General features: G+C 55.3%; 8 protein-coding genes. 6 read left to right on the top strand and 2 right to left on the bottom strand.

Going from position 1 to position 12,672, the window contains the following annotated elements; genetic code table 11:
• Nucleotides 1-296: 296 nt before the first annotated feature.
• From VFU50_14350 to VFU50_14325, 6 genes are all read left to right on the top strand, one after another.
• Nucleotides 297-1,616, top strand: a complete 1,320-nt coding sequence (locus VFU50_14350; GenBank protein HEU5234042.1) for a DUF4340 domain-containing protein — start codon at nucleotides 297-299, stop codon at nucleotides 1,614-1,616.
• Between the two features lie 339 nt (nucleotides 1,617-1,955).
• The gene (gene pilB, locus VFU50_14345; GenBank protein HEU5234041.1) at nucleotides 1,956-3,668 is read left to right on the top strand and encodes a type IV-A pilus assembly ATPase PilB; all 1,713 of its coding nucleotides are present in this window, start codon (nucleotides 1,956-1,958) and stop codon (nucleotides 3,666-3,668) included.
• A gap of 63 nt (nucleotides 3,669-3,731) precedes the next feature.
• Entirely contained in the window at nucleotides 3,732-4,841 is a 1,110-nt protein-coding gene (locus VFU50_14340) for a type IV pilus twitching motility protein PilT (GenBank protein HEU5234040.1), read from the top strand.
• Between the two features lie 44 nt (nucleotides 4,842-4,885).
• Nucleotides 4,886-6,094, top strand: coding sequence for a type II secretion system F family protein (locus tag VFU50_14335; GenBank protein HEU5234039.1), 1,209 nt, complete (start codon nucleotides 4,886-4,888; stop codon nucleotides 6,092-6,094).
• A 114-nt stretch (nucleotides 6,095-6,208) separates the two neighbouring features.
• Nucleotides 6,209-7,882, top strand: coding sequence for an ATP-binding protein (locus tag VFU50_14330; GenBank protein ID HEU5234038.1), 1,674 nt, complete (start codon nucleotides 6,209-6,211; stop codon nucleotides 7,880-7,882).
• Nucleotides 7,875-9,260, top strand: coding sequence for a sigma-54 dependent transcriptional regulator (locus VFU50_14325; protein HEU5234037.1), 1,386 nt, complete (start codon nucleotides 7,875-7,877; stop codon nucleotides 9,258-9,260). The genes VFU50_14330 and VFU50_14325 overlap by 8 nt, the downstream gene beginning before the upstream one ends.
• 37 nt (nucleotides 9,261-9,297) lie before the next feature.
• Here VFU50_14325 and bshC read toward each other — a convergent pair whose 3' ends face one another.
• Both bshC and VFU50_14315 read right to left on the bottom strand, forming a co-directional pair.
• Nucleotides 9,298-10,905 (bottom strand): bacillithiol biosynthesis cysteine-adding enzyme BshC, encoded by a 1,608-nt coding sequence (bshC, locus tag VFU50_14320; GenBank protein ID HEU5234036.1) that lies wholly within the window; start codon nucleotides 10,903-10,905, stop codon nucleotides 9,298-9,300.
• 78 nt (nucleotides 10,906-10,983) lie between these two features.
• Nucleotides 10,984-12,435, bottom strand: coding sequence for a pyridoxal-dependent decarboxylase (locus VFU50_14315; protein ID HEU5234035.1), 1,452 nt, complete (start codon nucleotides 12,433-12,435; stop codon nucleotides 10,984-10,986).
• Nucleotides 12,436-12,672: the final 237 nt, after the last annotated feature.

Here is a 12,672-nt window from a genome sequence, read left to right as displayed (position 1 = left end):
GGTAGCGATGTACGAGCGACGGAGATTTCGGAATCATCCATTGCACTCCGAATCTCCACGAATTGTCATCCCTCGCGCAGCCGCAACGTGCGTGAGGAATTCCAAAATCTGTTGTCGCTGCGCGGGGGATCTGCTGTTTGGATCTTCGCAGTGCAACAGCAGATCCCCCGCTCCGCAAAAGCAAAGTTCCGTAGAGGGAAAGCTCAATGCGGCGGAGCGAGGGATGACAGTAGATTAGAGGGTCACGCTGATGGTGACTGTTAACGTCGAAACCAGGCGGATTTGAATTCGCGCTTATGAAGAACCCCGGACTACTCTTTGCAGCAGCAGTGCTCGCCGCCCTCGGCGGCGTGCTGTACTGGTCGAACCATCACAAGCCGGCCGACACCGTGCAGGCGGCGGTCGATACTCCGCCGAAGATCCTTTCGCTCAACGATTCGGACGTGAACCGCGTTGAGCTGAAAAAAAAAGACGGAGCCGACCTCGTTGTACAGAAGCAGGATGGCACATGGCAGATCACGTCACCCGACAAACTGCGCGCCGACGACTCTGCCGTTTCGGGCATGATTTCCAGCCTGTCATCGCTGAGCTCAGATCGACTCGTCGAAAATAACGCCGACAACGTTAGCCAGTTCGGACTCACGTCGCCTGCGCTTGAAGTCGATGTGAGCGCAAAGGACAATACGCATAAGCTGCTGATCGGGGATGACACTCCGACTGGAAGCGGCTCGTATGCCAAGCTCGAAAACGACCCGCGCGTCTTCACCATCGCGAGCTATACCAAGAGCAACATCGATAAAAGCGTCAACGACCTGCGGGACAAGCGTCTGCTGACGGCGGAACCCGACAAGGTCAGCCGAGTTAATCTGAACGCCAATGGCCAGCAACTCGAGTTCGGGCGCAACAAGGATCAGTGGCAGATTCTCAAACCAAAGCCACTACGCGCCGACAGCTTTGCCGTCGATGAACTCGTCCGCAAGCTGAGCGATGCAAAAATGGACCTCACGTCCGACGACCAAAAGAAAGCTGCTTCGGCGTTTGCATCGGGCAAGCCGGTCGCAACTGCGACGCTTACGACCGATTCGGGAGATCAACAGCTTCAGGTCCGCAAGAACAAGGACGACTACTACGCGAAATCGAGCCTCGTAGCTGGCGTGTACAAGGTGTCAACCGATGTAGGTGAGGGCCTCAACAAGAGGCTCGACGACTTCCGCAACAAGAAGCTCTTCGACTTCGGCTACACTGACCCGGATAAGATCGCAATTCGCAAAGACTCAAAACCCTACTTCCTCACGAAAGGTGGCGAGGATTGGTGGTCAGGCGATGGCAAGAAGCTCGATCTCTCCACCGCCGAATCCGTCCTCGACAAACTCCGCGATCTCCAGGCAATCAAGTTTGCCGATTCCGGATTTGGAAATCCCATTCTGGAAGCTGATGTCATCTCCAACAACGGCAAGCGATCGGAGAAGGTGCAGATTGCCAAATCGGGCGATCGCTATGTCGCTAAGCGCGAAAATGACCTAACCTTATATGTGCTCGACTCGAAAGCTGTCGAGGATCTGCAGAACGCTGTGAATAGTCTGAAGCCTGCAGAAGCGGCGGTAAGCAAGAAGTAAGAGGTTGCGGAGATACTTCTAAATCCGAACTCGTCCCCGTCTGTAAATATAGTGGAGCTGCTTTATTCCCATTCCGGGACTTGTTACTTCCGCGCGTTACCACGGCACGAACGTGCATGTCCTTGGTAACTAAGTAGTTTTCCTCCACTCCTCTCCAGTGTTTCTGGATTGACAATAAATGTCACCTCGAACATTCTGCATTTGCTGAACGTGTCTAGAAGCGAAGTTCGTCTGCCGCGCGGCGGAATTCTGTGATCTGCCGAATTTACCCACTGTTTTGGGTCAAGTGAATCAGCAAGAGTTACGGCCGGATGATTCCGGCGATTGGAACACTCAGGTATGTCGCAAAGGCTCGGTGATCTTTTAGTTCGCGAAAAGATTATCACGCAGGACCAGCTCTCCCAGGCGCTGAAGAAGCAGAAGCAGGGCGGAGGACGGCTTGGTTCGGTCTTGGTATCGCTTGGTTTTCTCACTGACGAGGAAGTCACCAATTTTCTTAGCCGCCAATATGGCGTTCCTGCAATCAACCTTCAGTTCTTCGAAATCGATCCCAACGTAGTCAAACTCATTCCGCAGGAAACCGCGCGCAAGCATCAGATTCTTCCGCTCAGCCGCGTTGGCGCTTCGCTGACGATCGCCATGGTCGATCCTACGAACGTGTTTGCCATGGACGATATCAAGTTCATGACCGGCTTCAACATCGAGCCGGTAGTCGCGTCGGAGAGCGCGATCATGGATCGCATTGAGCGAGCCTACGCTGAGCCGGATCCGTCGGAAAATCTCGACGACATCATGGCTTCTATGGGCGAAGAAGCCGACGTCGAACTGCAGGCCGACGCCGAAGAGCTGAATGCGTCGGATCTCGAGAAGAGCGCGGAAGAAGCTCCGATCGTCAAGCTGGTGAACCTGATCCTGACCGACGCAGTAAAGCGCGGCGCCAGCGACATTCATATCGAGCCGTACGAGAAGGAGTACCGCGTCCGCTTCCGCATCGACGGTGTGCTGCAGAACATCATGCAGCCTCCGCTGAAGCTGAAGGATGCGATCACATCGCGTATCAAGATCATGTCGAAGCTGGACATCAGCGAAAAGCGTCTGCCGCAGGACGGACGCATCATGCTGAAGATGCAGCTCAACGGTCGCAAGAAGCAGCTTGACTACCGCGTGAATTGCCTACCGACTCTGTGGGGCGAGAAGATCGTTCTGCGACTACTCGACAAAGAAAACCTTCGTCTCGACATGACCAAACTGGGATTCGAGCCGGAGTCGCTGGAGAAATTTCAGCGCGCAGTGCTGAAGCCCTACGGTATGGTGCTCGTCACTGGCCCTACCGGTTCAGGTAAAACGAACACGTTGTACTCAGCGATCTCGCTGCTGAACAAGCCCGATACGAACATCATGACCGCAGAAGATCCAGTCGAGTTCCAGCTCGCCGGCGTCAACCAGGTGCAGATGAAAGAGGCGATCGGTCTGAACTTCGCAGCGGCGCTGCGCGCCTTCCTGCGCCAAGATCCCAACACCATTCTGGTCGGCGAGATTCGTGACTTCGAGACTGCGGAAATTGCGATTAAGGCCGCTCTCACCGGACACCTCGTCCTTTCCACGCTGCACACCAACGGCGCCCCGGAAACCATTAGCCGGTTGATGAACATGGGAATCGAGCCCTTCCTGGTCGCGACTGCGGTTCACCTGATCGTCGCGCAGCGACTAATACGACGAATCTGTTCCAACTGCACCGAGCATGTGGAAATGAATCCCCAAGCCCTGCTCGACGCCGGCTTTACTCCTGAAGAATCCAAAACGGTAAAAGTGTCCAAGGGAAAAGGCTGCGGCACGTGCAACAACACTGGCTATAAGGGCCGCTGCGGTTTATACGAAGTGATGGAAATTGACGATGAAATTCGCGAGCTGATTCTCGTGGGAGCTTCAGCAGTCGAACTCAAGAAAAAGGCGATTGAGCGAGGAATGATCACGCTTCGCCGCAGCGGATTGAGAAAAGTCATGGATGGTGTGACCACGCTCGAAGAGGTCGCGCGTGAGACGGTGCACTAATTGCCCTTCCCAAGCTTGAGAGATTTGATCGCGCATGGATGATTGCAACCGAATCGAGGAACAATGAACGTTACATTAAGTGATTTGCTGAAAAAGATGCTGGAGCTGGGCGGGAGCGACCTGCACATCTCCACCAACTCCCCGCCGCAAGTGCGAGTGCACGGCCATTTGCAGCCGCTGGATCTTCCGCTTCTGACCCCTTCCGAGACGAAGCAGCTTGCGTACAGCGTGCTCACAGACGCGCAGAAGCACCGGTTTGAAGAGCATCTTGAGCTCGATTTTTCGTTCGGATTGAAAGGACTGGCTCGTTTCCGCGGAAATCTGTTTAATCAGCGCGGAGCCACCGGCGCGGTCTTCCGCGTAATTCCATTTGAGATTCGATCATTCCAGCAATTGAACCTCCCGCCGGTGGTCGCAAAGCTGTGTGATAAGCCGCGCGGATTGATTCTCGTGACGGGTCCTACGGGCTCGGGAAAATCGACGACGTTGGCGGCAATGATCGACAAGATCAACACCGAGCGCCACGATCACATCATCACCATTGAGGATCCGATTGAATTCGTCCATCAGAACAAGAACTGCCTGGTGAACCAACGCGAGGTGCACTCGGACACCAAGTCGTTCAGCGACGCTCTCCGCGCGGCACTTCGTGAAGACCCGGACGTAGTGCTGATCGGCGAAATGCGTGACCTGGAAACCATTGAATCTGCGCTACGTATCGCTGAAACAGGTCACCTCACTTTCGGCACCTTGCACACCAACTCAGCTGCCTCCACGATTAACCGTGTGATCGATGTCTTCCCATCGCATCAACAGTCTCAGATCCGCGCCCAGCTCTCTCTGGTTCTCGAAGGCGTGCTCTGCCAATCCCTGCTTCCGAAAATCGGCGGTCAAGGACGCGCATGTGCCATGGAGATCCTCGTACCTAACGCGGCCGTGCGCAATCTGATCCGCGAGGACAAGATCCATCAGATTTACTCGGCGATGCAGTCTGGACAGGACAAGTATGGAATGCAAACCTTCAACCAGTCGCTGGCAAGCCTGTACTTCAGCAAGCAGATCTCGCTGGAAACTGCGCTGATCCGCTCGTCTATGCCGGACGAGCTGCAGGAGATGATTAACCGCGGCCAGGCTGCGGCGGCCAAGGCAATGCCCGCAGGGGGAAAGAAATAAACGCTGCGCAGTAAGTTGCGGCTCACGCCGCAGGGGAGAGAACGATGCCTATTTATAAGTTTTCAGGAGTCGACTCCGGCGGCTCAAAAGTAGCCGGAGAACGAGAGGCCGTCAACAAACAGCTTCTGCAAGCGGCGTTGCGCAAGGAACGCATCGCTAATGTCGTCATTAAAGAAAAAGGCAAAGAGTTCAACCTGCCAACGCTCGGCTCGGGCAAGGTTCCGACGAAAGACATCGCGATCTTCTTTCGTCAGTTCTCAGTCATGATTGATGCCGGCCTGCCGCTCGTCCAGTGTCTTGAGATCCTGGCTGCAAATCAGGAGAACCCAGCGTTTCAGAAATGCCTCACGGGTGTTCGAGTCACGGTAGAAGGCGGTGCGACATTAGCCAATGCCATGCGCCAGTATCCCAAAGTTTTTGACGACCTCACGACCAATATGGTGGAGGCCGGCGAAACTGGCGGTATTCTCGACCTCATTCTTCAGCGCCTTGCCGCCTATGTCGAAAAGGCTGTGAAGTTGAAATCCGCAGTCAAATCGGCATTGATTTATCCCGTATCAGTCATCAGCATTGCTGTGCTGGTTGTTGGTGCGCTGCTCAAATTCGTCGTTCCCATTTTTGAAAAGTTATTTGCCGGTCTCGGCGTCGATCTCCCACTGCCCACGCGAATGGTCATCGGGCTCAGCCAATTTGTGCAGAACTTCTGGTGGGTAGCGGTCGTCGGGCTCGTCGCTGCGGTATTCGCGATCAAGCAGATCCGAAAAGATGCCAAAGGCAGGTACATGACCGACAACATCCTGCTCAAAATGCCGGTTGTCGGTGTCCTCCTGCGAAAGATTGCGGTTGCACGTTTTACGCGAACATTGGGAACGCTGATCACGTCCGGTGTTCCGATCCTGGAAGGTCTTTCGATAACCGCTCGCACCTCCGGCAATGCCGTTTTGGAAGAGGCTTTGATGAAAGTCCGCAAAGCCATTGAAGAAGGCCGCACGATCGTTGACCCACTGAAGGAGTGCGGCGTGTTCCCCAACATGGTTACGCAGATGATCGGAGTCGGCGAAGCGACTGGCGCGATGGATAACATGCTGCAAAAGATCGCCGACTTTTATGAGGACGAAGTTGATGCAGCGACGAAAGACCTGCTTACGCTGCTGGAGCCGATCATGATCGCCTTCCTCGGCGTTTGCGTAGGCGGCATCGTTATTTCGTTGTACATGCCGCTGTTTGCGATGATCGCCAAGCTTTCGGGATAACGACCTGAATGTGCTCCATGGCTGTGCAAAGAAGGAGCAGCAGTGATGCTGCTCCTTCGTCGTCCTTGACAACTTTCAGTCCTTCCCATTTTGGGAACAGGCAGAGTGAATGGAATGTCCCGTCCTTTTGACGAACGATCCTGGCTAAGTTGGCTGGTGAAGGTGCGAATTATCATCATCACCTTCCTTCTTGTGATCGGCCTCGGCGTCATTCGGCTCACTCACACCAATATTCCCGAACGCTCTTTCATCGCTGCGATCTCCCTCTGGTATTGCGTCGCCATCCTATTCCTTGCATTTGATTCGTTTGGAAAAGAGTTCAGGCTGCTGGGACGCATTCAAGTGCTCAGCGATCTGGGACTCACTGCAGTCTTCATTTACATCACCGGCGGCATCGACACCTCGTTCAATTTTCTTTTTCCGCTGGTCATCATCGTGGCGAGTACTCTGCTGCCGCGATGGTGGGCATACCTTACCGCGGCGCTTTCATTCATTGCATTCGGAGCAATTCTCGACCTTACCTACTACCAGCTGATTCCCTCGTTCTCAGTTTCGAATCCCGATTTGAAATCGGTGCAGTTTGTTGTCGGCATCAACTTCTTTGCTTACATGGCAATCGCCTACTTGGCGAGCAGCCTGAGCACCAAGCTGCGTCAGGCTGGAGTCGAGCTGCACGTCAAGAACGACGAACTGCAGGATCTCCAGGCAATGCAGGAAAACATCCTGCATTCCATGCGCGGTGGACTCATCACGACCGACCTGGATGGAAAAATCACACTGATCAACCAACCTGGATTGAACTTCCTGAAACGGAAGTACGCCGATGTCCTCGGCACGAGCGTTTCATCGTTGTTCCTCGATCCACTTCCGCCCGCGGATTCCTATCCGGTTCAGGACGAGCTACGCGCCAGCACACCCGAAGGCGAGAAGGTTTTTGGCTTAACAATTACGCCGCTGACAATGCACGATGGCGTAGTGATTGGCTTCGTTTACACCTTTGCCGATCTCACCGAAGTCCGCAGACTGGAAAACGAAATTCGTCAAAGAGAACGTCTGGCCGCGATCGGGCGGCTTGCATCCGGTATTGCTCACGAAATCCGCAATCCCTTGTCTTCGATCGCAGGTTCGGTCCAGATGCTGTCCAAAATGGCGACTCTCAACGAGGAACAGCAAGTGCTGGTCGATATAGTGCGACGGGAGTCGGAACGTCTCAACAGCATCATCTCCGATTTCCTCATGTATTCCCGCGAGAAGAGCTACAAATTGGTCCAACATGATCTCCTGCTCTTAATTGAAGAGACACTCCGTTTGATCGAGAACCGGCCGGCGCGTGGAACTGCCGCATACCGCGTCGTAAGGAGCTTCGAGAGCCGCGAAGCGTTAGCGCTGGTCGATTCCGATCGGTTGAAGCAAGTCTTCTGGAACCTGTGCGACAACGCGTTTCGCGCCATGCCCGAAGGCGGCACGCTGAAGGTGACTCTACGGGCACGAGGCAGCAACTGGGTTCTCTCCTTTAAAGACAGCGGAGTAGGCATCCGTCCCGAGCAGGCGGAAAAAATATTTGAACCCTTTCAGTCGAGCTTCGAAGGCGGTACCGGGTTGGGACTCGCGTTGGTCTACCAGATTGTGCAGGCACATAAAGGACGCGTATACGCGCTGCCTGGAGCCAAAGAAGGGGCGGAAATCGTCGTTGAGCTTCCGCAGGCACAGGCAGCTCCGCGAGCAATGAGCATCGCCGAAAAAAGAGTACTTGCTGCAGTAGCTGCGGCGGAGAGAGTGCATGGCTAACGTTTTAGTGTGCGACGACGAGCGCTCCATCCGCGAGCTCCTCGATATCGCTCTGCGCAAAGAAGGACACAAAGTCGAAATCGCCAATTCCGGCGAGTTGGCCGTAAAGAAGATCGAATCGGCCCGATATGACGTGATCGTCACTGACATCAAGATGCCGGGCATGAACGGCATCGACGTACTGAAACACGCACATCGCGTTTCGCCCCAGTCTGCCGTCGTGTTGATCACGGCCGTGGGTGATTTCGATTCGGCAGTTCAAGCCGTCAAATCAGGCGCGTTTGACTACATCCAAAAGACACCAAATGGACTCGTTGATGAGGTGCGGGTGTCTATTGGACGCGCGGCTGAGGTGTTGGAGCTCAAGCGACAGAATCAGGCGTTTCGCCGCGATGCCGCCAGCCGCAATTCGCTCGACAACATCATCGGATGCAGCGCCGCGATCAATCAACTCAAAGAGACAATCAGAACGGTTGCTTCCACCGGCAGTACCATTCTGGTCCACGGCGAGAGCGGTACCGGAAAGGAACTCGTTGCGCGCGCGGTCCATACATGCTCTCAACGCGACGGTCAGCCTTTTGTTTCCGTCAACTGCGGAGCTTTTCCCGAAACGCTCTTGGAAAGCGAACTCTTCGGCTATGTAAAAGGCGCGTTTACCGGCGCAAATCAGAATAAGCAGGGCTTGTTCGAAGTTGCCGATGCCGGCACGATCTTCCTCGATGAAATCGGCGAGATGAGCCTTGCCATGCAAGTGAAGCTGCTGCGGGTCCTGCAAGAGCGCACGATTCGTCCAGTGGGCGGAACATCCGAAATTCCGGTGGACGTGCGCGTGATCGCAGCCACCAATCGCGATCTTCAGCACATGGTCGAAGAAAAGACGTTCCGCGAAGATCTCTATTACCGCATCAGCGTCATCCCAATCGAAGTGCCTCCGCTTCGCGCGCGGCAGGAGGATATTCCGCTGCTCGCCAACAGCTTCCTAAAGCGATATGCGCCTGCTGCAGGAAAGAACATTGTTCGCATCTCTCCAGACTCCCTGGAAGCCCTCTCGGACTACGATTGGCCGGGCAACGTTCGTCAACTGGAGAATGCAATCGAACGGGCCGTCGCCATGGAAAGCACAGACGTTCTGAACGTGAGCGTCCCCGGAGAAAAATCGAAAGCTCGTGCAGCGGCTGACAGCGGAGCACCGCCATCTGTCGATTCCATTTCGGTACCAACCGATGGTCTCGACATGGAAGCTTATGTCGCTGACATGGAGCGGGCGATCCTCGTTTCTGCGCTGCAACAATGCGGAGGAGTACAAACACGAGCCGCCGAATTACTTAAGATCTCCTATCGCTCTTTCCGTCACCTGGCTAAGAAATACAACATCTGAGTCGCGCATTGAAAAGCACGAGAACTCGTTGTAACAATTAGCTCAACTCGATCACCTGATGATCCCTACACTCCGGCTTGTAGGCTTCGATGAGCTGATCGATGAGACCCTCACCGTGTTTAGCGACAAAGTAAATGCCGGCGATCTTGCGCTCCTGTAGCTCCCGTTCCGGGAAAAGCATCGTACTGAGCAGACCGGCATGGCGGTCGAGGACCTGTTCCCGCTGAAGGTGCGCGCGGGCTGCGCGTGATTCGAGTTGATCAAGTTGATACCGCATCTTCTGGCCCGCAACTTCTCCGGCAGAAGCTATCGTTGGATCAAGTTTTTGCAGAGCCTGCAGCAAGGGCGTGAGCAGGCGATCGAGCTGCTCGCGGCTGCGATCGAAATCGTCCTTGATGTCGGCTGGAATGGTGCGGCGCGACAGCATGGAAATAAACTCGTCCTTCGGATGCAGCACATCGCGAAGTCGCAGCCCGTACTTGCGCATCCAGCTTGCGAGGCGCGCTTCCACCAGCGTGGTCGAGAATCGCGGCCAAACCGGGGTTGTCCGATCGAGCAGGTGCTCATACACGACCTGCACCTGGGCGAAATACGCGGTCTCCGCAGGACCCGCGATGTACGTGGCCGTTGGCAACAGGTAATCCTGAAGAACAGGGCGCAGCAGTACGTTCGGCGTGAACAATTCAGGATTTTGCTCGATGCGGCCGCGCAGATCGTCGGCGGACCAATGCTCTCCGTTGAAGCCGAAGCCGCCGTTTTTCTTGTGGATCGGAACACGCGCACCATCCTTGAGAAAAAACAGCAGCGTGGAGGAAGACGTCACTTTTACCTGTGCGTCGTGCCCCGCGGCTTCGATTTCCTTCGTTCGCTCCAGCAGCGCGGAGACAAGCGCCTCGGTTTCGCTAGCTGCTTTCTGCAGCAGTGGTGAGGCGATCTGATGTACCTCGCCGTCCGACGGATCGAGAAGAATGAGGCCGTGGCGCGAAAAGAGTCGCTCCATCACTTTCGCGAACGCTGAGGAGAATGTTTGTCCGGGTGCGTAGGCGTCCGCCAGGAAGCTGGCTGCCTCCGATTCCCCGGTTATCGCTTTTAGCTGCTCAAGGGCTGAGTGAAGATCGGCATCAAGCTCGACCGCGCCAACCGGAGCGAATGGCACGCTATGCGAGGCAGTTTCAAGTCTCAGCAACGCGCCCTGCGGGTCGGGAATGACTGCGTGGTTTACTTCGGCAAGATCGTGATCCTCTGAAGCGAGCCAAAAGATGGGAACTGCGTTGACACCACGCCCGTTAAGTTCCCGCGCGAGACGAATGATGGTTACAGCCTTATAGATGGTGTATGCAGGTCCCAGAAACAGCCCGACCTGCTGCCCGCTGACAACGGCGCAGGCGCCATTGCGAAGCTTTTCAATGCTGTCGAGCGCGGCAGAATCTGCCTTCCAGGCTTGGTTCTGCCTCTTCAGTACATCGGCGATCTTTCGCCGACGGTCTCCAGGCATTTCGACCATCTTCGCCCGATCAGCTAACTCGTCGATTGAAAAAGTGGAAGTGGGATAGAAAGGGCGAAGCTGCGGATTGCCGGAGAGAAAGTCCAGGAAGAGCCGGGAGACGCCGGGTACATCACGAAATGGGAGACACTGAGTGTCCAATCAAGCCCTCGCGAATAACGTGACCACAGTCAGCTTTTGATTTCAGCTACCACTGGAAAGATGCAGAAATGCTCAGGATTATCCAGCAGCTACCGCCGGTTCCGTCGCGTGTCTTTGGATCTCGTGCCACGCCGCTCCTACATTTTCCTGATCCGTATAGCTCTGCCCGATACAGAACCGCAGCACGAACTTGCCATTCAACTTCGTATGGGAGAGAAAGAGACGACCGGAGGCATTCAGCTTGTGCAGCAGAGCCTCGTTGGCCGAATCCGGTCCTTTCAAACGGAAACAGACCAGGTTGAGCGAGACCGGTGCGACAATTTCAAATCGGGAATCCGAGCGCAGCCAGGAGGCTAACTCGTTCGTAAGCTGCACGTGGCGGCGCACCATCGCGCGCAAGCCTTCAAGGCCGTAGGAGCGAATTACACACCACAACTTCAACGCACGAAATCGGCGGCCCAGAGGAATGTGCCAGTCGCGATAGTCGACCACGGTTCCGCTGGCCGAAGCTGTGTTGCGCAAGTACTCAGGAGTGATCGTGAGCGCATCTGTGAGTTCGTTCCGGTCGCGCACATAGAAGCACGTGCAATCGAAGTTCGTGAGCATCCATTTATGGCAATCGAAGCAGTAGCTGTCCGCGTACTCGAGCCCCTTGTGAATGTAGCGCAGCTCATCGCACAATGCGGCTGTGCCGGCCATGGCAGCATCCACGTGCAGCCAGATACCATGTTCGCGACAGATAGCCCCGATTTCCGAAAGCGGATCGATGGACATGGTGGACGTAGTGCCAACGGTCGCGCCTACGAAGCATGGAATGCGCCCTTCGCGCTTGTCCTGCTCGACCGCTCGCGCCAGGTGGGAAGCTTTCATGCGAAATTGATCATCGACCTCAATGAGGCGTAGATTCCTCCTGCCTATACCCGCAACTTTGACCGCTTTCTCGATCGAAGAATGCGCCTGACTTGATGTATATGCCCTGAGCCGCTGATCGCAACCCTCTTCGTTCGATCTAAATTGTGTGGCGCGCTCACGCCCAGCCAGAACCGCACAAAGATTGGCGCTCGACGCCGAATCCTGAATCACGCCTCCGCCGCTTTGCGTCGATAGAAAGTGCTCAGGCAAAGCGAGCATTTCGACCAGCCAATCGAGCACTCGCATCTCTAGCTCAGTGCATGCAGGACTAGTGGTCCACAACATCCCTTGGACCCCAAGGCCGGAAGAGAGCAGATCACCGGCTACGGAGGCTGGCGAGCTGTTTGCTGGGAAGTACGCAAAATAGTTCGGCGACTGCCAGTGGGTAATGCCGGGGAGGATGCTGGAGTCCAGATCGTTCAGTATGGCGTCGAAGGACTCCGGCTGCTGCGGCGCATGTTGGGGAAGCGACCTCAAAATATCGCCGGGCTTGGCCTGTGAAAGTACTGGCAATTCCGGCGCATGCTCCAGATATTGGGCTACCCAATCTAGAGCCGCCTGTCCATCGCGTCGAAGCAGTTCAGCAGCAGCCTTGGATCGGCGATTACTAAGAGGCATTTATCTATCTTCCCAGAAAAAGCGATTTCAGTACTCGCACGGATTTGTCTTCCTCATCTACTTTGTTCACTACCGCAGGGGCATCATCTGCCCTCCCTGAAGTGAACCCTTGGAGTGAGACACGGAATTAAGGGGGTAAGGGCCGTTCAATGCAAACCTATTGCTCGGCTGGTTGTTGATAGTCCACTCTGCGCATAGCTGAGCGGAGGATAGGGCTCTGCGGGGACGCAACCCGAG

Source organism: Terriglobales bacterium, assembly GCA_035764005.1.
Taxonomy (GTDB): Bacteria; Acidobacteriota; Terriglobia; order Terriglobales; family Acidobacteriaceae; genus Gp1-AA112.
The sequence above is the reverse complement of the archived record's forward strand: the minus strand, read 5'-3'. Positions and strand labels throughout refer to the sequence as shown.

Excerpts from the sequence above, each read along its gene's own strand:
- pilB (HEU5234041.1), top strand. The coding sequence starts at position 1,956 with ATGTCGCAAAGGCTCGGTGATCTTTTAGTTCGCGAAAAGATTATCACG.
- VFU50_14315 (HEU5234035.1), bottom strand. The coding sequence starts at position 12,435 with ATGCCTCTTAGTAATCGCCGATCCAAGGCTGCTGCTGAACTGCTTCGA.
- VFU50_14350 (HEU5234042.1), top strand. The coding sequence starts at position 297 with ATGAAGAACCCCGGACTACTCTTTGCAGCAGCAGTGCTCGCCGCCCTC.
- VFU50_14340 (HEU5234040.1), top strand. The coding sequence starts at position 3,732 with ATGAACGTTACATTAAGTGATTTGCTGAAAAAGATGCTGGAGCTGGGC.
- VFU50_14330 (HEU5234038.1), top strand. The coding sequence starts at position 6,209 with ATGTCCCGTCCTTTTGACGAACGATCCTGGCTAAGTTGGCTGGTGAAG.
- VFU50_14325 (HEU5234037.1), top strand. The coding sequence starts at position 7,875 with ATGGCTAACGTTTTAGTGTGCGACGACGAGCGCTCCATCCGCGAGCTC.
- VFU50_14335 (HEU5234039.1), top strand. The coding sequence starts at position 4,886 with ATGCCTATTTATAAGTTTTCAGGAGTCGACTCCGGCGGCTCAAAAGTA.